Source organism: Bradyrhizobium sp. WU425, assembly GCF_021052305.1.
Lineage (GTDB): Bacteria > Pseudomonadota > Alphaproteobacteria > Rhizobiales > Xanthobacteraceae > Bradyrhizobium > Bradyrhizobium canariense_D.
Window position 1 is genome coordinate 1641533 of the sequence record NZ_CP088089.1, and the last position, 22163, is coordinate 1663695.

The following is a 22163-nucleotide window of genomic DNA, read 5'->3' on the forward strand; positions in this document are numbered from 1 at the left end:
CTGCGTGAGCTGGCTCTGTCACCTCCCGGCATGTGCATTCGAGAGATCGTCTTCAGCATACGACACGGTGATCACTGATGAATCGTCGCTACGCAATCATTGCGGCGGCTTTTGCCGCCCTGCTGCTCGTGGTAACTGCCGTGAAGGTCCAGCATGCGCCATGGACAACCCCCTCCGCGCGCGCCGTCGAGCAACGTGGTCCGCTGTCCGAGGCCGAAAGGGCCACCATCGACATCTTCGAACGAGTGTCGCCCTCGGTTGTCCAGGTTGCGGTGAGATCGGCCGCTACTCCTGTCATGGGAGAGGAGGGGCAGGGCGGCGCTTCCGGCACGGGATTTGTCTGGGACCGCGACGGGCATCTCGTCACGAACAACCATGTCGTGGCCAATGGCGGCGAGATCGCGGTGCGCTTTGCGTCGGGAGAGGTGGCTCGGGTTGATCTGATCGGCACCGCCCCCAATTACGATCTTGCGGTCCTGCGGATCCGCAGCGTGCGCGAGCTTCCACCGCAGGTGGCTCTCGGCAGCTCGACCGACCTGAAAGTCGGGCAATCCGCGTTTGCGATCGGCAATCCTTTCGGGCTAGATCAGTCGATGACGAGCGGCATCATCAGTGCCCTCAAGCGGAGGCTTCCGACCCATGGCGGCCGGGAGATTGCCAATGTCATCCAGACGGATGCCGCAATCAACCCGGGCAATTCAGGCGGGCCGCTGCTGGACTCCGCCGGCCGGCTGATCGGCGTCACGACTGCGATCATATCGCCGTCCGGCTCGAATGCAGGCATCGGTTTCGCGGTGCCGGTGGACGTCGTGAACCGGATTGTCCCCGAGCTCATTCGCAATGGCCGCGTGCCGACGCCCGGCATCGGCATCGTCGCCGCCAGCGAGGATGTGTCGACGCGGCTTGGCGTCCAAGGGGTGATCGTGGTCCGGACAGCCCCCGGCAGCCCTGCGGAACAGGCGGGGATTCGCGGTGTCAACTTGTCGACTGGAACGGTCGGAGACATCATCACCGCGGTGGAAGGCAAGCCGGTGCGGCGGCTCTCCGACCTGACTGATGCGCTCGAGCAGGCCGGTGCCGGTAAGACCGTTCGCCTCACGGTAAAGCGGGATTCGGACACCCGTGATATCAATGTGGGCATCATCGACATAGAGCGCTCCTGACCCGGCAATCTGCGGCCAAAGCGGGCGTGACACGCAATGCAGATGTGCCGCGGCTCGGTTGTATCGACCGCAAAATCGGCTAAAACCCCCGCGGTCGTTTTCTGGGTTTCAAGGACATGGTGGAATGAACATTCTTCCCGGCAATTTGCGTTTCGGAGCGGGGCAGCCCGTCAAGCGTTTGGAAGACCAGCGACTGCTCACCGGGAAGGGGCAGTTCATCGACGACAAGCCGGAAGATGGCGCGCTGTGGTTGTACCTGCTGCGCTCGCCGCATGCCCATGCGAAGATCGTCTCGATCGACGCCAGCGCCGCCACGGCGATGCCCGGCGTGACCGCGGTCTATACCGGCGCCGACCTCGTCAAGGACGACATCGGCGTCATCCCGACCTTGAGCATCTTCAAGCGCCCCGACGGCAAGCCGATGACGGTGCCGCCACGCCGCCTGCTGGCGCACGAAGTCGTGCGCTATGCCGGCGAGGCCGTGGCCGCCGTGGTGGCCTCCTCGCGTGCCGACGCGCAGGGCGCGGCCGAAGCGATCGTGGTCGAATATGACGTGCAGCCGGCGGTGGTCGATCCGGTCGAGGCGGTCAGGCCCGGCGCGCCCGTGGTGTGGCCGGAGGCCCCCGACAACATCGTCGGCGCGATGGCTTACGGCGATGCCGCCAAGGTGGACGAGGCTTTTGCCAGGGCGGCGCATACCGTCGAGCTCGATCTCGTCAGCCAGCGCCTGGTGCCGTCGGCGATGGAGCCGCGCTCGACCATTGCCGAGATCGACAAGACGTCCGGCCGCCTCCTGCTGCATGTGCAGTCGCAGACGCCTGCCTCGACCCGCGACGTGCTGGCCGAGGCCGTGCTGAAGCGTCCGAAGGACAGCGTTCGCGTGCTGGTCGGCGATATCGGCGGCGGCTTTGGCCAGAAGACCAACCTCTATCCCGAGGACGGCATCGTCGCCTATGCCGCAACCAAGCTGAACAGGAAGATCCGCTGGCGCGGCGACCGCACCGACGAATTCGTCGGTGGCACCCACGGCCGCGATCTTACCTCGACAGCTTCCTTCGCGCTCGACGAGAAGGGCAAGGTGCTGGCCTACCGCGTCAGCTCGATCGGCTGCACCGGCGCATATTCCTCAGGCGCGGCCAACATCATCCCGCTGGTGCTGGGGCCGTTCGTGCAGACCGGCGTCTACGATTTGCCGCTGGTACATTTCGAGGTGAAGTCGGTGATGACCCACACCGCGCCGGTCGGCGCTTATCGCGGTGCGGGCCGCCCGGAGGCCGTGTTCATCGTCGAGCGCCTGTTCGACGCGGCCGCGCGAAAAATCGGCATGGACCCGCGCGCGATCCGGAAAGCCAACTACATCAAGCCGGCGCAACTGCCCTACACCAACGCTGCAGGGCAGGTTTACGATTCCGGCGCCTTCGCGCACATGCTCGATCGTGCCGTGAAGCTTGCGGATTGGGACGGCTTTGCCGCGCGCAAGAAGGCGGCGAAGAAGAAGGGCCTGCTCTACGGCCGCGGGCTCACCTCCTATATCGAATGGACCGGCGGCCGCGCCCACACCGAGAAGGTCAGCCTGCATGCGACCGCGCAGGGCCGCGTCGTCCTGCATTCCGGCACCATGGCGATGGGGCAGGGGTTGCAGACCACCTACACCCAGATGATCTCCGACACGCTCGGCATCCCCATGGACAAGATCGACGTGGTCCAGGGCGACACCGATCTGGCGACGGGCTTCGGCAGCGTCGGCTCGCGTTCGCTGTTCGTCGGCGGCACGGCGGTCGCGGTCTCATCCAACGATCTGATCCAGAAGGCGCGCGAGAAGGCGGCGAACGTGCTGGAGACCTCGATCGAGGACATTGAATATCAGGGCGGCATGCTCACCGTGGTCGGCACCGACCGCCGCATCAGCCTGTTCGACATTGCCGAGAAAGAAGGCGGCGCAAAGCTCAGCGTCGATTCCGAAGGCGAGGTGGACGGTCCGAGCTGGCCGAACGGCACCCATATCTGCGAGGTCGAAATCGATCCCGAGACCGGCGTCTCCAAGGTCGTGCGCTACACCACGGTCGACGACGTCGGTGTCGCGGTGAACCCGATGCTGGTGACGGGACAGATCCATGGCGGTGTGGCGCAGGGTATCGGCCAGGCGCTGTATGAGGGGGTGTCCTATGATGCCGACGGCCAGCTGCTCACCGCGAGCTACCAGGACTATTGCATCCCGCGCGCCGACGACGTTCCGCCGATCGTGGTGACGCTCGACGATTCCGCGCCCTGTCGCACCAATCCGCTCGGCGCCAAGGGCTGCGGCGAATCCGGCGCCATCGGTGGCCCCCCTTGCGTCACCAACGGCGTGATGGATGCGCTCGCCGAGCTCGGCATCACCCAGCTCAACACGCCCCTGACGCCGCAGAAGATCTGGCAGGCGATCCGGGATGCGAAGGTGGGCGGTTAGCGGCCATTGTCGTGCTGGCTGTCGCCACAAATCCAACTCGTCGTCCCGGCCTTCGCCGGGACGACAGTGAGACCGAGACGACAGTGAGAATGTAGCGCCAGTGCCCCTCAGATCCCCAACATCATCTTCGCAATAATATCGCGCTGGATCTCCGAGGTGCCGCCGAAGATCGTATAGGCGCGGCCGTTGAGATATTCCGGCATCACCGTCAGCATCTCCTCCGGCATCGCCGGCTCGTGGTTGAGCTTGTAGAGCGGGCGCATCGGCTCGACCGCGAGGGCGTCATGGCCGATCACGTCGGCGCCGAGCCGGGTCACGGCCTGGCGGATCTCGCTGTTGCGCAGCTTCAGGATCGACGACACCGCACCGGGATTCTGTCCGGTCTGCAGCGCCGACAGCACGCGCAGCTCGGTCATCTCCAGCGCGTCGATGTCGACCTCGACTTCGGAGATGCGCGTCGCGATGTCGGGACTGTCGATCGCGCGGCCCGTCAGATCGGACTCGGCAAGCTCCGCGATCGCCTTCAGCCCCTCGCGCAGCTTCGCCGAGGCGATGCCGGAGCCGCGCTCGAACTCGAGCAGATACTTGCCGTAGGTCCAGCCCTTGCCTTCCTCGCCGACGCGGTTCGCCACGGGAACGCGCACGTCGTCGAAGAATACCTGGTTAACCTCGTGGTCGCCGCCGATGGTGAGGATAGGACGCGTCGTGATGCCCGGTGTCTTCATGTCGATCAGGATGAAGCTGATGCCGTCCTGCTGCCGTGGCCCGTCGCTGGTGCGCACCAGCGCGAACATGCGATTGGCGTGGTGGGCATGCGTGGTCCAGATCTTGGTGCCGTTGATGACGTAGTCGTCGCCATCGCGCACCGCGCGCGTCTTCAGCGAGGAGAGATCGGAGCCGGAGCCCGGCTCGGAATAGCCTTGGCACCAATAATCCTCACCGGACAGAATGCGCGGCAGGTAGAAGTTCTTCTGCTCCGCCGAGCCGAAGCCGATGATGACGGGCCCGACCATCTTCACGCCCATCACATTGACATTGGGCACGCCGGCCCGCGCGCTTTCAGTCTCGAAGATCCAGCGCTGCGCCGGGGTCCAATCCGGCCCGCCATGCTCGACCGGCCAGCCCGGCGCGCCCCAGCCTTGCTTGTGCAGCGTGCGCTGCCAGGCCATGCCGATATCGGGATCGGAGAACACCGACGGCGTCAGCGCCGTCGCGCGCTTCATCTCCTCGGTGAGGTTTCTGGCAATGAAGCCGCGCACCTCGTCCTGGAAGGCGCGCTCCTCGGCATTGAACGACAGGTCCATGATGCGCTCCTTGTATCAGGCCGGCACGCTGGCGCGGCCAAGCCGGGCGTGGCGGCCATAATGGTGGGCGCTGCCGCCGAACAGCGTGTCGAACGCGACCAGCCGCTTGAAATAGGCGCCGACCTCGAGCTCCTCGGTGACGCCCATGCCGCCGTGAAGCTGGATCGACTGCTCGCCGACGAAGCGCGCAGATCTGCCGATCTTCGCCTTCGCGCCCGACGCGGCCCGCGCGCGCTCGACCGGATCGGCGTCGAGCTTCAGCGCGGCGCGCAACGCCATCGAGCGCGCTTCGTCGACCTGCACCGCCATGTCGGCAAGGCGGTGGCGGATCACCTGGTTGGCGGCGAGCGGCCGGCCGAATTGCTTCCGGATTTTTGTGTACTCCAGCGTAGTATCCAGCAGTACCTGCATGATGCCGACGGCCTCGGCGCCAAGCGCAGCCATGGCGCGATCAACAGCCCATTCGATTGCCGGCAGCGCGTCATGCCCGTTGCCGAGCAAGGCATCCTCCGGCAGTTGCACGTCCGACAGCTCGATGTTGCAGGCCCGCCCGCCGCCGAGGCGCTCGTAGTCGGAGATCGCAACACTCGGAGTTGTCGCCTGCACCAGGAACAGGCCGATGCGGCCGGAGGAGCCCTGATGATCATGGATATGCGCGGAGACGATGATCTCGTCGGCGGCGTGGCCATCGAGCACGGCAATCTTGCGACCGGCCAGGCGCCAGCCTTGCGCCGTGCTGTGGGCGGTGGTTGCGACCTTGGCAAGATCGAACCGCGCCGCGCGCTCGGAATGCGCGAGCGCGAGCTTCAACGATCCGTCCGCGATCTTCGGCAGGATGGCCTGCTTCTGCGCCATGCTGCCGCATCGCTCGATCAACGCGGCGCCAAGCACGACCGACGCGATATACGGCTCCGACACAAGCCCGCGGCCGAAGGCTTCCATCAAAATGCCGATCTCGACCGCGCTGCCGCCGAGCCCGCCACACTCCTCCGCGATCGGCAGCGCCAGCCAGCCCAGTTCTGCGAATTGTTTCCACACCGCCGGACTGAAGCCGAGCGGATCGTTCGCCATCTTGCGGCGGTGATCGGCATCGTAGCTTTCGGCCACGAAGCGCTCCGCGCTTTCGCGCAGCAGGCGTTGCTCGTCGCTGAGATTGAGATCCATCCGTCTACTCCGCGGCGGCCGGCGGCTTGCGGACGGAGGGGTGTAGGCCCGATGGATCGACGATCATGCCGAATTCCTGAAGATTATGCGCGTGACAGAGCTGATGCAGCGCAAAGGCCTGGTCGATTGCAGCCGGTTGGCCCATCACGTCAACCGAACGATTCACGGCTTCCTTGGTCAGCTTCAGCGCAAAGGACGGTTTTGACGCGATTTTGCGCGCCAGCGCCAGCACGGCGGATGACAGCTCTGCGCGCGGCACGACCCGGTTGACCATCCCGAGTTGATGCGCCTCCTGCGCGCTCCATGCGTCGGCCGTGAACAGAAATTCCTTGGCCTTGCGCGGGCCGAGCTCCCAGGGATGCACGAACCATTCGACGCCGCAGACACCCATGGTGACCACGGGATCGCAGAACTGCGCATCGCCACTCGCGATGATGAGATCGCAGGCCCAGGCCAGCATCAGGCCGCCGGCGATGCACTTGCCGTGAACCTCTGCAATGGTCGGCTTGGCGAGGTTGCGCCAGCGCCGGGTGATCTGGAGATAGATCTCCTGCTCGCGCGCGAAGCGGCCATGGGCGTTTGCTTCGGCGAAGCCGCCCCAATTTCCGATCGGCGGAAAATCCACGCCCGCTTCATTCTTGCTGCCGGGTCGCAGGTCATGGCCTGAGGAGAAGTGCGGACCATTGCCGGCGAGAATGATCACCTTGACCGCGTCGTCCTGCACCGCCTCGTCGAAGGCGGCGTTGAGATCGTAGGTCATTTGCAGGTTCTGCGCGTTGCGCGCGTCGGGCCGGTTCATCACGACCCGGGCAATCGCCGGCTCCGGCCTCTCCACGAGGATGGTCTCGAACGAGCTCATCGCGTTCCCCTGGCGTTCCCGACCTGGCATTATTGTTCCCTCAAGTTGACTATTACAGCCAGGATTAAGCAAGAGGCTTGCGTACATCGGCTGCTTTTCACAGGCCACGGCCGGGACGCAAGATGTCTGGCATCTCGCGCGCGCAATCTGGTAGCTTGCGCCCGATTCCACCGGGAGAAATTTGATGCGCAAGATCCTGACCGTGCTGGCGGCGCTGGCCTCGTTGAGCCTCACCAATTGCGGCTATAACGCGATCCAGAGCGAGGACGAGCAGATCAAGGCCAATTGGTCCGAGGTCGTGAACCAGTATCAGCGTCGCGCCGATCTCGTGCCCAACCTCGTCAACTCGGTGAAGGGTTTTGCGCAGCAGGAGAAGGACGTGCTGCTCGGCGTCACCAATGCCCGCGCCAAGGTCGGCAGCATCCAGGCGACGCCCGAGGTGCTGAACGATCCCGCCGCATTCCAGAAATTCCAGGCCGCCCAGGGCGAACTCTCCGGCGCGCTGTCGCGGCTGCTCGTGGTCACCGAGAACTACCCCCAGCTCAAGTCGGATGCGCTGTTCAAGGATTTGATGTCGCAGCTCGAAGGCACCGAGAACCGCATCACGGTGGCGCGCAACCGCTACATCAAGGCGGTGCAGGACTATAACGTCACCATCCGTTCGTTCCCGAGCAACGTCACGGCGATGATGTTCGGCTACAAGGAAAAGCCGAACTTCACGGTCGCGAACGAGAAGGAAATCTCGACCGCGCCGAAGGTCGATTTCAATCCGGCGCCCGCGCCGTCGAAGTAAGTGCCTTCGACCCCGATGCATGCCCCACCCACCACTGTCATTCCCCGCGAAAGCGGGGAATCCAGTACGCCGCGGCTTCACCGGTTCCGGCTGGCGTCTCTGGAATACTGGATCGCCCGGTCGAGCCGGGCGATGACAGCGAGGTTGTGGCGCACGATCGTCCTATTCTCGCTATTGCTTGGCTCAGTATTCCCCGCCTCAGCCGATGTCGCCATACCCCAGCTCACCGGCCGCGTCGTCGATCAGACCGGCACGCTCTCCAGCGGCGACATCGCCGCGCTGTCGCAAAAGCTGCAGGACTTCGAGATGCGCAAGGGCAGCCAGATCGCCGTCCTGATCGTGCCGACGACGGACCCGGAGACCATCGAGCAATTCGCGATCCGCGTCGCGGAGGCCTGGAAGATCGGACGCAAGAAGGTCGACGACGGCGCCATCCTCGTTGTGGCCAAGAACGACCGGCATTTGCGCATCGAGGTCGGTTACGGCCTCGAGGGCGCGCTCACCGACGTCACGTCGCGGCGCATCATCGATGAAGCCATCACGCCGAAATTCAGGAGCGGCGATTTCGCCGGCGGCATCACGGCGGGCGTCGACCGCATGATCCGCGTCATCGACGGCGAGCCGCTGCCGACGCCCTCGCGCAGCGTGAATTTCGGCGATTGGAACGACGTCGAGCCGCTTTTCTACTTCCTGCTGTTCGGCCCGCTGGTCATCGGAGGCATCCTGCGCTCCATGTTCGGGCGGCTGTTCGGTTCGGGAATAACGGGAGCGATCGTTGGTGTCCTCGCCTGGTTCGTGATCGGCTCAGCGGTCATCGGACTGGGCGTCGGTGTGCTCGGCGCTGTCCTGACGTTTATCGCCGATCTGTTTGGGGCGGGATCGGGCACGGGGTCCTCGCGTCGTGGCTCGTGGTCGAGCGGCTCGTCATCCGGCGGCTGGAGCAGCGGGTCGTCGTCGAGCGGCGGCTTCAGCGGTGGTGGCGGCAGTTTTGGCGGCGGCGGCGCCTCGGGGAGCTGGTAGGTCATGAGCATCAGGCGCATCACCCGGCATCTGCTCCAGCACCATTGGCGTGCCAAGCAGGTGTTCCCGAAGGGCGTGCTCGACCGCATCGAGCAGGCGATCAAGCGCGGCGAAGCCAGCCATTCCGGCCAGCTCCGCTTCGTGGTGGAAGGCGCGCTCGACGGCGGCCCGCTGTTTCGCAACCAGCCGGCGCGCGAGCGCGCGCTCGACGTGTTCTCGCAACTGCGCATCTGGGACACCGCGCACAACAATGGTGTCCTGATCTATCTCCTGCTCGCCGACCGCGATGTCGAGATCATCGCCGACCGCGGTATCGATGCGAAGGTTGGTGGCGAGCGTTGGGAGAGCATCTGCCGCGCCATGGAAGTCGAGTTCAGGTCGGGGCAGTTCGAGCGCGGCGTGATCGGCGGCATCGAGGCGGTGTCCCGGGAGCTGACAAAGCACTTTCCGTCAAGCGGCCCGCACCCCAACGAGCTGCCGGATGCACCGGTGCTGATGTGACGGACAGTGATGTGGACAGAGCGGGCGTCATCCACGCCCGTCGTTGACCACGTGGGGGCGGCAGACCCTGTCCGTTGCGCGGCCGTTCATCTTCGCCCGGTTACAAATTGCTTCATACCCGCCACACCGGTTCCACGTTCCCGGCCCAATTCGGCCCCGGATGACTCCCTAAAATTTCGGTAAGCGGGTCCCGAAGTAAGGATTTCGCAAGCAATGAAAGTTACCAAAAGGTCAATCCAGAGTGGAGTATTTGAGCTGTGAGCGAACCAATGGCTGAGCAGGCTGCCCAAACGACCGGTGAGCAGACGAGCGTCGTCGAAGCCGCCGCGACCGCGCCGCAGGCCGTCGAGTCTGCGGGAATCGAGGCCCCTTCGATTGCCCCTGACCACGAGGCGCCGCCCAAGCCTGATCCGATCGAGATTGAGCCGCCGCGGATCGAGGTGCCGAAGTTCGAGGCCCAGGTTGAGCCCAAAGCCGAGACCAAGTCCGAGCCAAAGCCCGGCAAGCTCATCGTCATGGCACCCGCAGAGCGGTCCTGGGACCGTGAGGAGTTTGCGCCGCATGTGAAGGCGGACGAGCCGCGCGAGAGCAGCGGCGCGCGCCGCCTGTCGGCGATGGCCGCGGTAGTGGCGATTGCAGCCAGTGTCGGCGCCATCAGCGGCGCGCTCGCGACCGCAGGGATGATGCACTTCGCAAGCTCCGCGCCGGCACAGGTTGCCGACACCAGCGCGCTGGAATCCTCGGTCGCCCGGATTGATGCCGATGTCGTCGCGCTCAAAGCCAACGTCGAGCATACCTCCAAGACCGGCCTCGGCCAGTTCAACCGGACCAACGACCGCCTCGACAAGCTCGAGAAGGCGCAGGCCGAGCCAATGGCCAAGATCGCAAAGCTGTCCGAGACGGTCGACAAGCTCCGCGCCACCCCGCCCGCGGCGCCCGTCCAGGCCGCAGCCGCCGTGCCCGCCAAGGAGACCACTGGTTCGATCGCACCGACCCAGGTTGCAACCGCCGCAGCTGCGCCGGCTCCCGTCGCACCCAAGACCGAGGTCGGCCGGTTGCCGACGGTCGAAGGCTGGGTGCTGCGCGACGTCTCCAACGGCGGCGCACTGGTCGAGGGCCGCGGTGGCCTCTACGAGGTGTATGCCGGTGACCCCATCCCAGGGGTTGGCCGTGTCGATGCGATCCGCCGTCAGGACGGCCGCTGGGTGGTCGTCACCAGCAAGGGGCTGATCGTCGCGCGCTGAGCGGCCCATATCCGATTTCCGAAAAGGCGCTTCACCACGATGTGAAGCGCCTTTTTGCTTGAATAGCCGTCCCTGCGCGGTGTTACCTGAGGCATGAGCCGCGCCTTGCGAATTCTCGTTGCCGCCGCCGTATTTTTCGGCGGCATCGTGTCGTTGTTGGCCGCGGAGAACGCGCAACTGGCACGCGGCACGGCGATCACCGATCCCGATCTCCTGCGCGAGCTCGACCAGCACGATGCGCTCACGATCTCGCGCCTGTTGTGGCCGGAGCGGAACGCGAACTTTCCGCTGACGACCGATCTGATGTTTTCGTGGTTGTCGCAGCTCAAGGAGATTCCTCCCGCGATCGAGGCGGAGATCGATCGCTACGTCGCCCAGCAGAAGGCGGCATATCCGACCGAGACCATCGGCGTCGGCGAGGGCTTCGACGTACAATTGTTCGATCGCGCCAATCTGAAATCCCGCGACACCCGTTTCGTGCTGGCCGGCATCGTCAACCGCATGGACCGGGCCTATGTCTCGGAAGACTCCTGCGGCGAGATCAGGCTGATCTATCGTCTTGTGCGTTTCGAGACCAAACCGGATGGCGGCAGGACAGCCACGCGGCTGCCGATGACGCTCAATCTGGTGATGAAGGCGCGCGACGTGCGCCAGATGGACGGGAACGGCAAGCCGATCACCTGCGCCGAGGTCGCGCGACGCTGGCTCGGCAATGGCGACTGGCAGGGGCTGATCGGCAGCGACTTCTTCCCTTACGATGCGATGCTCGATCGCATCGAGACCAACATTCAGATCTCAGTTGCGGCGAAATCGGCGCTGCACGATTTCCGCTCCGACTATCTGCTCAAGGTGTTCAAGTACGACGCCGCCTCGAAGACGTTCGAGGAATCGACGCTGGAGAACCAGATCGACCGCGACCGCATTCTCGCTGACAATGATCTCCGGCGCGACTTCAGGGATTGGCTGCTCGCGCCCGATCATCTTCGCGACTTCGATCGCGGTACGGTGCTGATCCCCGAGAAATTCCTGGCCAAGGCTGCAATCGTGCCGACGCCAGCCGGCCTCGATGCTTCTCCGTTGCAGCCGGAGTTCGGGATGGTGCAAGGGGAGGGCAACGGAGAGGGACAGGGCGAGCCGGTCTTCTCCGACAACGACGTGGTTGGTGCGTTGAAGCAAGCTGCCGCGCGCGGGGACATGCAGAACGTCCGCTCGGTCGCGGGCTTCCAGCGCCGCCTCAATGACGTCACCTGCGCCGGCTGCCACCAGACCCGCGGCATCGGCGGCTTTCACTTCCCGGGCGTCGATTGGCTTGCGGACAAGCCGTCCAACTCGACCATCGTGCCGGCCTCGCCGCATTTTCTTGGCGACCAGGTCCGCCGCCGTGACATCCTGACCGCGATGGCCGCAGGCAAACGTCCTGATTTCTCACGTGGATTTGCCAGCCGGCCGCAGACCCGCGGCAGCACTGAGCTGGCGGGGACCGAATATCAGGACGGCTGGGGCGCGCATTGTTCCCTGGAAAATGCGGGATCGCGATCGACCGACAGGAGTTTTACGTCATGGAGCTGTGCTAAAGGATTGACCTGTCAGGCTGCCGCGGCTTCGCGCCGCATCGGCATGTGCTTCATCAAGACGCGTTAGGCTGTCTCGAACCGGTTTGGATGACCCATGACGGACTCCAGCGAAGCCAACAAGGAGCGCAATCGCGAGATCGCGAAGAATGAAGAGGCCAAGCAGGTTACCGGCAGCATCCGCGTCAGCACCTGGGCGGTCGCGGTCGTCGTCATCATCGGCGGAATCCTGTTCACGCTCGGCTGGCTGGCGCTGAAGTAGTCGGCGCCCTCACTTCGCGTAATTCGTCATCCGCTTGCCGGGCAGCAGCTCGTAGGCCGGCCTCCAGCCGGGCAGCGCGGCCATGCGGCCAAGCCAGGCGTGAATGGCGGGATAGCTTTCCGCGAAATCAAAGCCGTGCTCGTCGCTCGGATAGTGCAGATAGGCCATCATCGAGATATCGGCGACGGTCGGCCTGGTTCCGATCGCGAATTGATTGTGCTGGAGATGACCGTCGAGAATGCCGAGAAAATCCTCGAGGCGCCGGCGAAAATGTTTCAGCACCTGCGGATCGTTGTTTTGTGTGAAGGCGCGCATGAAGCGGTAGGCCGCCATGTAGCCGGTGAGCTTGTGGTTGTCCCAGAACAGCCAGCGCAGCAGCTCGAACTTTTCCTCCTCGGTCTCGGCACCGAAACGCCCGAACTGCTCGGCAAGCTTGAGCAGGAGCGGCGCGGTCTGCGTCATCTTCACACCGTCGATTTCGAGCACGGGAATCTCGCCCATCTCGTTCACGCTCTTGCGCCATTCCGGCGTGCGCGTGACGCCGCCGACAAAGTCGGTCCAGACCGGCTCGAATCTCTCGCCGCAAAGTGTCAGCATCAGCGCCAGCTTGTAGCTGTTGCCGGATTCGGGGAAGTAGTGCAGGCGGTAGCTGGGCATGGGACCTCGCGATGACTGTGATTGTTGAAGCGATCTACGTCGTCGTCCCGGCGAAGGCCGGGACCCATAACCACCGAACGCAGTTTGGCGAAGATTTGGAGTTATCAGCTTCGTTCGACCTCTTCCTCTCTGGGATATGGGTCCCGGCCTTCGCCGGGACGACAGCGTGGATGTATGACCGCTGTCGGCTCCTTACCCCACAGCCCCCTGCGACCGCAGCTGCTTGATCGCGGCGTCATCGTATCCCGCGCCGCGCAAAATTTCGTCACTGTGCTCGCCGACGTCGGGCGGCTTGCGCGGCTGCACTTTCTTGGCGCCGTCGATCCAGATCGGGCTGGAGATGGTGAGCATGGTGTCGTTTTCGAATGGCACTAGAACTTCGTTGTCAAGCATCTGCTTGTCGTTCGGGATGTCGTCCAGGATGCCGACGATGCCGAACACGAGACCGTTGCCGTCGAGGATCTTGCGCCATTCGGCGAGATCCTTGGTCGCAAAGGTCTCGTCAAAGATCTTGATCAGCTCGACGGAGCGGGCGTGGCGGTCGGGCTTGGTGGCAAAGCGCGGGTCGGTGATGAGATCTTCGCGGCCGAGACACCTGGCCAGCGTCGGAAACTGTTTCTCTTCGCTCAGCAGTGACAGGATCAGCCAGCGGCCGTCCTTGCACTGGTAGTGGTTGGCGACCGCGTTCAACGCGCGTTCGCGCGGCCGCCGCTCGGCGAACTTGGCGCCGCAGAGCTTTGCCTGCGCCAGCACGCTCGCAGCCCACACGCCGTTCGCCATCAGATTGGAGGCGACGTGCGAGCCCTTGCCGGTCTTCTCGCGCTGGTACAGCGCGGTGACGATCGCGCCGTAGAATGCCATGGCGCAGGGATGGTCGCCCATGCCGGCGACCGAGCGGGCTGGCGTCGTGTCGGTGTCGGCGCGGACGAGGTCCATCAGGCCGGAGCGCGCCCAATAGGCGTTGCTGTCGAAGCCGGGCTTGTTGGCCTCTTCGCCTTTCTCGCCATAACCGGTGAACGAGGCGTAGATCAGGCGATCATTGAGATGGGCGAGATGGTCATAGGTGATGCCGAGCTTGGTGCGCACCGGCGGCGGCATGTTGGTGATGAAGACGTCGGCCTCTTCGACCAGCTTGTAGAGCACGGCCTGCGCCTCGGGCTTTGCGAGGTCGAGCGCGATGCTCTTCTTGTTGCGGGCCTCCAGCAGCCAGGCGAAATTGTGCTCGCTGGTCGGATAGCCCGGAATGTTGGGCAGATTGCGGTAGGGATCGCCGGCGCCGGGCGGCTCGATCTTGACGACTTCGGCGCCGAAATCCGACAGCACGGTCGCGGCCGCTGGTGCTGCGATGAAACTCGCGCAATCCAGCACCTTGAGCCCTGCAAAAATGCCCTTTTCCATTGCGGCGTTGCTCCCTCACTCGTGTTGTATCCCGCGCGCTGGAATTGGCGAGGGCCACGTCACGGCAGCATTAGACCGATGTTTCGGCGGGATGCAACGCTCCTCGCCGCGCCTCACTCATCCCCTGCGAGCAGGGCAGCATTGCCGCCGGCTGCTGCGGTGTTGATCGTCACGGTCTGCTCGGTCGCAAAGCGCGCGAGGTAGTGCGGGCCGCCGGCTTTCGGGCCGGTTCCGGACAGGCCGTTGCCGCCGAACGGCTGCACGCCAACCACGGCACCGATCATGTTGCGGTTGACGTAGATGTTGCCGATCTGGACGCGGTCGACGATCGCCTCGATCGTATCGTCAATGCGGGAGTGGATGCCGAGCGTCAGCCCGTAGCCGGTGCGCTCGATCGCTTGCAGGACGCGTTCGAGATTTTCCGCACGATAGCGCACGACGTGGAGGATCGGGCCGAACACCTCCTCGGTGAGCTGGCCGGCATCCCCAAGCTCGAAGATGTGCGGCGCCACGAAGCAGCCCTCCGGCGCGGTGCCGGCAAAGTGCAGCCGCGCCTCTCTCTTCATGCGTGCGATGTGCGCATCGAGGCGCTGCTTGGCCTCGACATCGATCACCGGCCCGATATGGGTCGCGACGTCGCTTGGATCGCCGATCTTCAACTCGCGCGCCGCGCCCGCGATCATCTCGATCATGCGGTCGGCTACGTCCTCCTGCACGAACAGCAGCCGCAGCGCCGAGCAGCGCTGGCCGGCGGAACGAAACGCCGAGGTGACGACGTCGTCCGCGACCTGCTCTGGCAACGCGGTCGCATCCGCGATCATGGTGTTGATGCCGCCGGTCTCCGCGATCAGCGGCACGATCGGCCCGTCCTTGGCTGCCAGCGCCCGGTTGATGCTGCGCGCGACCTCGGTCGATCCGGTGAAGACGATTCCACCGATATCGGGGTGCGCGGCCAGTGCGGCGCCGATGCGGCCGTCGCCAGTGACGAGGTGCAATGCGCTTGCGGGGATGCCGGCCTCGTGCAGCAGCCGCACCGCCTCGACCGCGATGCGCGGGGTCTGCTCTGCGGGCTTGGCCACCACGCTGTTGCCGGCCATCAGCGCCGCCGTGACCTGGCCGAGGAAGATCGCCAGCGGAAAATTCCATGGCGAGATTGCCACGAAGACGCCGCGGCCGCGCATGGCCAGCGCATTGCTCTCGCCGGTCGGGCCCGGCATCGCCACATCGTTGCCGAACAGCTTGCGACCCTGCGCGGCATAATAGCGGCAGAAGTCGGTGGCCTCGCGCAGCTCCGACAGCGCATCGTCGAGCGTCTTGCCGCCCTCGCGTTGCAGCAGCGCTATGAAATGGGGCGCGCGGTTCTCCAGAAGATGCGCGGCCTGCTCCAGCGCCGCCGCGCGCGTGGCTGCGGGTGTCCGGCTCCAGGCGGCAAAGCCGGCGCGCGCCGCAGCCACTGCCGCATTGGCCTGATCCGGCGTTGCGTCCGCGATCGGCTTGAGGTCGATCGTCTCGGCTTTGACCTCCGTCAGCAACCGGTCGAGCGCGGCGCGCGCGCCGAATTCGACGCCGCGCGAATTGCGCCGCTCGGGCGCGAACAGGTCGCCCGGCAACGGAATCTTGGGATGGGCCGCGTGCTGCGGCCGGACGATGGCATCCGCCGGGCGCTGCAACAGCGCCGTAACCGGCACGCGATAATCGGACGCTTGCGCCACGAAGGAGGAGTTGGCGCCGTTCTCCAACAGTCGCCGCACCAGATAGGCGAGCAGGTCGCGATGGCTGCCGACCGGGGCGTAGGTGCGGTAGGCGATGTCCGGGTGATCCTTGGCGAGCTGCTCGTAGAGCGCCTCGCCCATGCCGTGCAGGCGCTGGAATTCGAAGCCGCCGTTCGCACCGGCAAGCTCCAGCACGGTCGCGACGCTCAGCGCGTTATGGGTGGCGAATTGCGGGAAGATGCGTGGCCGCAGACTCAACAGCTTTTGAGCGCAGGCGACGTAGTTCAGATCCGTCATCGCCTTGCGGGTGAACACGGGATAGCCGTCGAGCCCGCGCTCCTGCGCGCGCTTGATCTCGGTGTCCCAATAGGCGCCCTTGACCAGCCGCACCATCAGCTTGCGGTCGTGCGCCCGGGCGAGCGCATCGACATAGTCGATCACGTCGCCGGCGCGCTTCTGATAGGCCTGGATCGCGAGGCCAAATCCGTCCCAACCGGCAAGCGAGGGATCGGCGAGCGTTGCCGCAATCACGTCGAGGGACAATTCCAGCCGGTCGGCTTCCTCGGCGTCGACGGTGAAGTTGAGATCATGGACCTTGGCGCGCTGCGCCAGGTCCAGCAGTTGCGGCACCAGCTCGGCCATCACACCGTCGCGGCTGATTGCCTCGAAGCGCGGATGCAGCGCCGACAGCTTGACGGAGATGCCGGGCCGATCGGGCAGGGGATGGCTGCCCGCCGCCTTGCCGATAGTCAGAATCGCGCTGGCATAGGCGTCGAAATATCGCCTTGCGTCGGTGGCGGTGCGGGCGCCTTCGCCGAGCATGTCGAAGGAATAGCGCTGCCTCTCGCCGGAGCGCGGCCGGGCCCGCTCCAAGGCCTGCGCGATGGTCTCCCCCAGCACGAAATGATTTCCCATCAGCCGCATCGCCTGGCGCGTGGCGGTGCGCACGGCGGGTGCGCCCAGCCGCTTCACCAGCCGGCCGATGGTGCCATCGGGCGTCTCGCCGGGCTGGATCACCCGCGCCGAGAGGCCCAATGCCCAGGCCGAGGCGTTGACCAGGAAGGCGGTGGACTTGGTCTCGTGGTGGATGAAGTCGCCCTCGCCGAGCTTGTCCTCGATGAACTGGTCGGCGGTGCGCGCGTCCGGCACGCGCAACAGGGCCTCGGCCAGCACCATCAAGGCCAGCCCTTCCTTGGTCGAGAGCGCAAATTCCCGCAGCATATCCTCGACTCCACCAAGCCGGTCGTCGCGCTTGCGGATGGCTTCGATCAGCCGCGTCGCGGTGCGATCGATCCGCGCCTCCTGCGGCGGGCCGAGATGCACAGATGGCAAAAGGCGCGCGGCGATATCGGCGTCATCGGGCGCGTAGGCGGCGGAGAAGGGAGGCGGAATGTTCGGCATGGCGTGTCCTGTGGCTTCAATTCAGGATAATGCCCACGCTACCTTAGCTCGATAGACAATTTAGCTCATTCGGCTTAGAAAATGAAGTCGCCCAGTCATTTGACCTTACGGAATATGGAATTAGATCGAACCGACCGGAAGATCCTCTCGATTTTGCAGCAGGACGGGCGAATCGCCAATGTCGAGCTCGCGGAGCGCATTGGGCTGTCGCCGACCTCGATCGGCGAACGGCTGAAGCGTTTGCAGCGAGAGGGCTTTATCGAGGGCTATGGCGCGCGGCTAAACCCGCACCGGCTCGGCCTCGGCCTCCTGGTGTTTGTCGAAGTGCTGCTCGACAAGACCCCGCCCGACAATTTCGAGCGTTTTGCCCGCGCGGTGAAGCTGGCGCCCGAGGTGCTGGAGTGTCACATGGTCGCCGGCGGCTTCGACTATCTTGTGAAGGCGCGGCTGGCAGACATGGCTGCGTATCGGCGCTTCCTCGGCGAGACCTTGCTGTCGATGCCCGGCGTGCGCGAAACGCGAACCTATGCGGTGATGGAGGAGATCAAGCGCGACGCACCATTGCCGGTGGACTAACGAAGTGCCGTCGCGATTGTCATTGCTGTGGCGTCCAATGGGCGGTCTTCGCGGGCAAATAGTTCTCCCTGTGCAATCGCAACGCCTGTCGTCGAGTGCACTGACCGTTTCTAAAATTTCTTGGCCCGGCTCCCGGATCGATCCGGGAGTTAGCAAAAGCCGGCGGGCTTATACTTTGAGGTTCTCTGCGGAGCTTTTGCCTCGGTTTGCGATCTCTTCATATTCAACCGTCTGTCCTTCGTTCAGGGACGACAGACCGGCTTTCTGCACTGCCGAGATATGCACGAACACATCCTTGCCGCCCGACGCAGGCTGGATAAATCCATAACCCTTCGTCGGGTTGAACCACTTGACCGTACCTTTAGCCATCACGACTTCTCCGCGGGTCTTCCTCCGAGATCTCGAACCGCCAGTCCCCGCCAACCGGCCGGTTCGGTCCTAATACGATACGCGGAATGTGGCTGGCTTGGTAGCTCAAACCACATCGGCATTTCGGCGAATTCCGCTCAACTTCGCGGCGTTTTTGCCGGATTTGCCCTTTTCGCGGTCACTTGGTCGGCGCGCCGCGCGCCATCCGTCAATAAGTCGCGGCCAGATAATCGACGATCTTGCTGACATCGGCATCGTCGATGGGGGCGCCATAGACCTTGATCATCTTGGTCACCTCGGCCTGCCAGAAACCTTTCTTGTCCTTCATCGGCGGCTGCGTGTTGATGTAGTCGGCGGAGTGGCAGGCGCTGCAATTGCCCTGCACGACTTCGAGATTGGGCCCGAGCTTGAACGCCGCGACCTCATCGGGGGTCTTGTAATTGACCGGTGCTGCAAGTGCCGAACCCACCACGGCGGCGAGGGCGAGCGTGATGGCGAGGAAAACGGTGCGCTGCATGATCATTCCCCTCAAGCCACGGTAACGCGGACGGTTTCGACGACGTTGCGCAAGTAACCCGCCGGATTCCAGCGCGGCGTATCCGGCTGGGTTTCGCCGCCATTGCCGGTGGCGCGCACCTTGAGCTCGTGGGAGCCCGCCGCGAGCTTCACCGGCAGCGTCCATTCACGGAATGAGTATTTGCCGAGATCCTTGCCGAGCCTGGCGTTGGTCCAGGTCTTCCCGCCGTCGGTGGAGACCGCGACCTCCTTGATACCCTTGCCGCCGTCGAAGGCGATGCCGCGCAGCGTCGTGCCGCCTGCTTTCAGCTTGGCTCCGTCCGGGACGCTGGTGATGAAGGAACGGATGGTGAAGCGGTTGATCGGGATCGTCGCCTTCGGCGCGGTGCCCGGCTCGACCGCATTGTTCGGCGTGTCCGGAATGCGATAGGCCGACTTCATCCAGAACCCGTCATAGACATTGTCGACGACGGTGATCTCGTTGAGGTGCTTGACCCAATAGGTGCCGAAATAGCCGGGCACGATCAGGCGCAGCGGAAAGCCGTTGAGGAACGGCAGGTCTTCGCCGTTCATGCCATAGGCCAGCATCACCTCACCGTCGTTGGCGTGATCGATATCGAGCGCCTTGACGAAATCGGGCGTTTTGTCGCTGACCGGACCGTCCATGCCGTTGAAGGTGACCTGCTTGGCGCCGCTCTGCACGCCCGCCATCGCCAGCACGGCCTTCAGCGGCACGCCGCGCCAGCGCGCATTGCCCATCGCGCCGTTGGCGAGCTGACCGCCGGCCACGCGCGGATCCAGGAAGCCGCGGCTGTTGCCGGAGCACTGGTTGACGGCGACGATCTCGGTCGCCTTCATCTTCCTTATATCCTTCAGCGACAGCTTGAGCGGCTTGTCGACCTTGCCCTTGACCTCGAGCGTGAACTTGTCGGGGTCGAGACTGTAGGGCAGGTCGGAAAGGTGATAGCGCACGAAGAACGCGTTATTCGGCGTGATCGGGCCGTCGTTGAACACCGCGAACGGCGTCTCGAGCTGCGGCGGGCGGCTGGTCAGGCCGATCATCGGCCGCTTCTGCGGATATTTCACCAAAGGCCGTTCGCCATTGGCAAAGGGCAGGGCGACGGTGTCGAGTGCCAGCGCTTTGGTCGAGTTCAGTGCAGTCGCAACAGCGGCAAGGCCCGCTCCTTTGAGCAGGTCGCGTCGATCGAACATGTGGTCTCCTCCCGGAGCTTTTCGTTGGATCACGGTCATCACCGCGATCTCTCACTCATCTGTCGCAACGACTCAGATGAAGTCAATTCGTGCTTTCGCAGCAGGCCCATGCCGCTGCGTTGCAGCAAGCCGGTGTTACGCCGCGACGCGTTCGCCGGGATCGACGAGCGCCGACAGCTCCCTCGCGTCCGCAACCACACGCACGGCCATCGGTTCGTCGCGGCCGCGGATCGCGACCTCCTGCTGCGGCAGCGCATCGTCGGCAAGGCCGGCGGTCCGGCGGACTTCCTCCGAGACGATCGCTTCGCAGGCCAGCGTCTTGGTCATGTCCTGGAGGCGGGCCGCGACGTTGACAGCATCGCCCAGCGCCGTGAAGACGATGTGATCGCGATACCCGATGTCACCGATGATGACCTCGCCGCCATGGATGCCGATGCCGAAGCGGATCGGCTGGCGTAGATCGTGGGACAGGAGCTCGTTGAGCTCATCGATATGCCTGGCGATGCCGGCGGCGGCCTTCAGCGCCTGCCGGCAGGCGGTTTGCGGATCGGCGCTCAGTCCGAACAGCGCCAGCATGCCGTCGCCGACAAATTGGTTCGGCTGGCCGCCATTCTCGATCACAGCCTGCGAGACGGCGCCGAGGAAGCGGTTGACGATGAACACGGTGTCGAACGGCAGCCGCTTCTCGGCCAGCTGCGTCGAGCCGCGCATATCCACGAACAGGCTGACGAGATAGCGCTCCTGGCCGATTCTGGCAGGCGTCGAGGCCTGTGTGTTCGCCGAAAGCGTATGCGCGGTGAAGAGCTGGAAGAAGGAGAGATCCGACGTCGGCCGCAGCTGGCAGGCCAGCCTGATCGAGGGGTCACTGGTGCCGACACGGGTGAGCACGAACGCCTCGCGCTGCGACGGCTCGGGCAGGGCGCCATGATCGCCGATGATGCGGATGCGGCAGGTCGAGCAGCGGGCGCGGCCGCCGCAGACGCTGGCATGCGGCACATTGTGGCGCAGGCTCGCTTCCAGCACGGAGAGGCCCTTGGGGACGCGCACCGTCTTGCCGTTGCCGTAGGACAGCGCGATCATGCCGCCGCGCCGCTCGCACAGGGCGCGCGCGCCACGCGCCAGCAGCGCCAAAGCGAGCAGTCCGAGATAGCCGGCGGTGAGGCCGCCGGTGATGCGGTCGAGCATCGCGGCCTCTGCCGTGGTGCCCAGCTGGCGGCGCGTGAGATTGTGCGTCCGCCATTCCCCGTCGTCGGCCTCGACCTCGACGCTGCGGCCACCCTGGTAGACACCCAGCAGCGACAGCGTCGGGATCAGCACGGCAGCCGCGAGCAGATAGGGCGCCGCGCGCGTGAAGAACGGTTTGAGGCGAAGCCAGAAATAGATGCCGATGCAGCCGTGCACCCAGGCGATGAGAAGCAGGATCGTCATGGTCCAGATACGGTTCGACGCGACGAAGAACAGATAGAGTTCCTGCGGATAGAGTTTTTGGTGTCCGTAAAGCGTCTGACCGAGCCGCACCCCGATCACATGCGCCATGACCAGCGCGGGGATGCTCAAGCCCAGCACGAGCTGCAGCGGCTCGACCGTCCGCCAACGGAACTGCCGGCGCTGATACAACGCGTAGATGCCGAGCCCCATATGCGTGAGCGCCGCCGTGTAGAACACGATCGCAACCGGCAGGAACTGCCAGAACAGCATGTGGTAGTAGACCCCGATCTCCATGGCATCGACCGAGATGTTGCCGAGCGCATGGTTGAGGAAATGGCTGACCACATAGGCGAACAGGATGACACCGCAAACCAGCCGCACCTGGCGTACGCTGATGGCGCGGGAAAGATCGGAAAATCGTGTGGATGCGGTTGCGGCCATGATTCTGTTGTATCAGTTCATGAAGGAGAACAGCCAGCGTCGCGTTTAATTCCGGGGGTGGATAGCGCGCCCGATCACATGCGCGGCAAGCGGCCGCAATCTCCGTGTCGTCCTGGACAAGCA

The 22163-nt window shown here is 64.6% G+C and carries 19 protein-coding genes; 9 read left to right on the forward strand and 10 right to left on the reverse strand.

Annotated elements, in window-relative coordinates; translation table 11 throughout:
* Nucleotides 1–77: 77 nt before the first annotated feature.
* Together BcanWU425_RS07915 and BcanWU425_RS07920 are read left to right on the forward strand one after the other, a co-directional pair.
* A complete protein-coding gene (locus BcanWU425_RS07915) occupies nucleotides 78–1163 on the forward strand; it encodes a S1C family serine protease (RefSeq protein ID WP_018453660.1) in 1086 nt (361 codons plus the stop codon).
* Nucleotides 1164–1287: 124 nt separating this feature from the next.
* A complete protein-coding gene (locus BcanWU425_RS07920; protein ID WP_204512299.1) occupies nucleotides 1288–3612 on the forward strand; it encodes a xanthine dehydrogenase family protein molybdopterin-binding subunit in 2325 nt (774 codons plus the stop codon).
* Nucleotides 3613–3719: 107 nt separating this feature from the next.
* Here BcanWU425_RS07920 and BcanWU425_RS07925 read toward each other — a convergent pair whose 3' ends face one another.
* The 3 genes from BcanWU425_RS07925 to BcanWU425_RS07935 are packed head-to-tail and all read right to left on the reverse strand — an operon-like array spanning nucleotide 3720 to nucleotide 6939.
* A complete protein-coding gene (locus BcanWU425_RS07925) occupies nucleotides 3720–4916 on the reverse strand; it encodes an acyl-CoA dehydrogenase family protein (RefSeq protein ID WP_204512298.1) in 1197 nt (398 codons plus the stop codon).
* Nucleotides 4917–4931: 15 nt separating this feature from the next.
* A complete protein-coding gene (locus tag BcanWU425_RS07930) occupies nucleotides 4932–6080 on the reverse strand; it encodes an acyl-CoA dehydrogenase family protein (protein ID WP_085360485.1) in 1149 nt (382 codons plus the stop codon).
* Between the two features lie 4 nt (nucleotides 6081–6084).
* Nucleotides 6085–6939: an enoyl-CoA hydratase gene (locus BcanWU425_RS07935; RefSeq protein ID WP_204512297.1), complete on the reverse strand. Its 855-nt coding sequence runs from the start codon at nucleotides 6937–6939 to the stop codon at nucleotides 6085–6087.
* Nucleotides 6940–7123: 184 nt separating this feature from the next.
* Here BcanWU425_RS07935 and BcanWU425_RS07940 point away from each other — a divergent pair, with 184 nt between their 5' ends.
* The 6 genes from BcanWU425_RS07940 (at nucleotide 7124) to BcanWU425_RS07965 (ending at nucleotide 12330) form a co-directional block, all read left to right on the forward strand.
* Nucleotides 7124–7732: a LemA family protein gene (locus BcanWU425_RS07940; RefSeq protein ID WP_018453665.1), complete on the forward strand. Its 609-nt coding sequence runs from the start codon at nucleotides 7124–7126 to the stop codon at nucleotides 7730–7732.
* 132 nt (nucleotides 7733–7864) lie between these two features.
* Nucleotides 7865–8752, forward strand: a complete 888-nt coding sequence (locus tag BcanWU425_RS07945; protein ID WP_204512296.1) for a TPM domain-containing protein — start codon at nucleotides 7865–7867, stop codon at nucleotides 8750–8752.
* A 3-nt stretch (nucleotides 8753–8755) separates the two neighbouring features.
* Nucleotides 8756–9253: a TPM domain-containing protein gene (locus BcanWU425_RS07950; RefSeq protein ID WP_085349574.1), complete on the forward strand. Its 498-nt coding sequence runs from the start codon at nucleotides 8756–8758 to the stop codon at nucleotides 9251–9253.
* A gap of 269 nt (nucleotides 9254–9522) precedes the next feature.
* Nucleotides 9523–10497: a hypothetical protein gene (locus BcanWU425_RS07955; protein ID WP_204512295.1), complete on the forward strand. Its 975-nt coding sequence runs from the start codon at nucleotides 9523–9525 to the stop codon at nucleotides 10495–10497.
* 93 nt (nucleotides 10498–10590) lie between these two features.
* Entirely contained in the window at nucleotides 10591–12138 is a 1548-nt protein-coding gene (locus BcanWU425_RS07960; RefSeq protein WP_204512294.1) for a hypothetical protein, read from the forward strand.
* A gap of 27 nt (nucleotides 12139–12165) precedes the next feature.
* Nucleotides 12166–12330 (forward strand): hypothetical protein, encoded by a 165-nt coding sequence (locus BcanWU425_RS07965; RefSeq protein WP_204512293.1) that lies wholly within the window; start codon nucleotides 12166–12168, stop codon nucleotides 12328–12330.
* A 9-nt stretch (nucleotides 12331–12339) separates the two neighbouring features.
* On the opposite strand, the gene BcanWU425_RS07970 is transcribed toward BcanWU425_RS07965, so the two are convergent.
* The 3 genes from BcanWU425_RS07970 to putA all read right to left on the reverse strand — a co-directional run bounded on the left by BcanWU425_RS07970 (nucleotide 12340) and on the right by putA (nucleotide 17498).
* A complete protein-coding gene (locus tag BcanWU425_RS07970) occupies nucleotides 12340–12987 on the reverse strand; it encodes a glutathione S-transferase family protein (RefSeq protein ID WP_204512292.1) in 648 nt (215 codons plus the stop codon).
* A gap of 192 nt (nucleotides 12988–13179) precedes the next feature.
* Nucleotides 13180–14385 carry a CaiB/BaiF CoA transferase family protein gene (locus BcanWU425_RS07975; protein WP_018453671.1) on the reverse strand — a complete coding sequence of 402 codons (1206 nt, stop codon included), beginning with the start codon at nucleotides 14383–14385 and terminating at the stop codon, nucleotides 13180–13182.
* Nucleotides 14386–14498: 113 nt separating this feature from the next.
* Nucleotides 14499–17498 carry a bifunctional proline dehydrogenase/L-glutamate gamma-semialdehyde dehydrogenase PutA gene (putA, locus tag BcanWU425_RS07980; RefSeq protein ID WP_018453672.1) on the reverse strand — a complete coding sequence of 1000 codons (3000 nt, stop codon included), beginning with the start codon at nucleotides 17496–17498 and terminating at the stop codon, nucleotides 14499–14501.
* Between the two features lie 114 nt (nucleotides 17499–17612).
* On the opposite strand from putA, the gene BcanWU425_RS07985 reads away from it, so the two are divergent.
* Complete coding sequence (locus tag BcanWU425_RS07985; protein ID WP_231190284.1) at nucleotides 17613–18074, forward strand: Lrp/AsnC ligand binding domain-containing protein; 462 nt, start codon at nucleotides 17613–17615, stop codon at nucleotides 18072–18074.
* A 168-nt stretch (nucleotides 18075–18242) separates the two neighbouring features.
* On the opposite strand, the gene BcanWU425_RS07990 is transcribed toward BcanWU425_RS07985, so the two are convergent.
* The 4 genes from BcanWU425_RS07990 to BcanWU425_RS08005 form a co-directional block, all read right to left on the reverse strand.
* Nucleotides 18243–18443, reverse strand: coding sequence for a cold-shock protein (locus BcanWU425_RS07990; RefSeq protein ID WP_007596519.1), 201 nt, complete (start codon nucleotides 18441–18443; stop codon nucleotides 18243–18245).
* Between the two features lie 208 nt (nucleotides 18444–18651).
* Nucleotides 18652–18960, reverse strand: a complete 309-nt coding sequence (sorB, locus tag BcanWU425_RS07995; RefSeq protein ID WP_026232570.1) for a SorB family sulfite dehydrogenase c-type cytochrome subunit — start codon at nucleotides 18958–18960, stop codon at nucleotides 18652–18654.
* Nucleotides 18961–18971: 11 nt separating this feature from the next.
* On the reverse strand, nucleotides 18972–20171 hold the full coding sequence (gene sorA / locus BcanWU425_RS08000) for a SorA family sulfite dehydrogenase catalytic subunit (RefSeq protein WP_018453675.1): 1200 nt from the start codon (nucleotides 20169–20171) through the stop codon (nucleotides 18972–18974).
* 135 nt (nucleotides 20172–20306) lie between these two features.
* Nucleotides 20307–22040: an adenylate/guanylate cyclase domain-containing protein gene (locus BcanWU425_RS08005; protein WP_018453676.1), complete on the reverse strand. Its 1734-nt coding sequence runs from the start codon at nucleotides 22038–22040 to the stop codon at nucleotides 20307–20309.
* Between the last annotated feature and the right edge of the window lie 123 nt (nucleotides 22041–22163).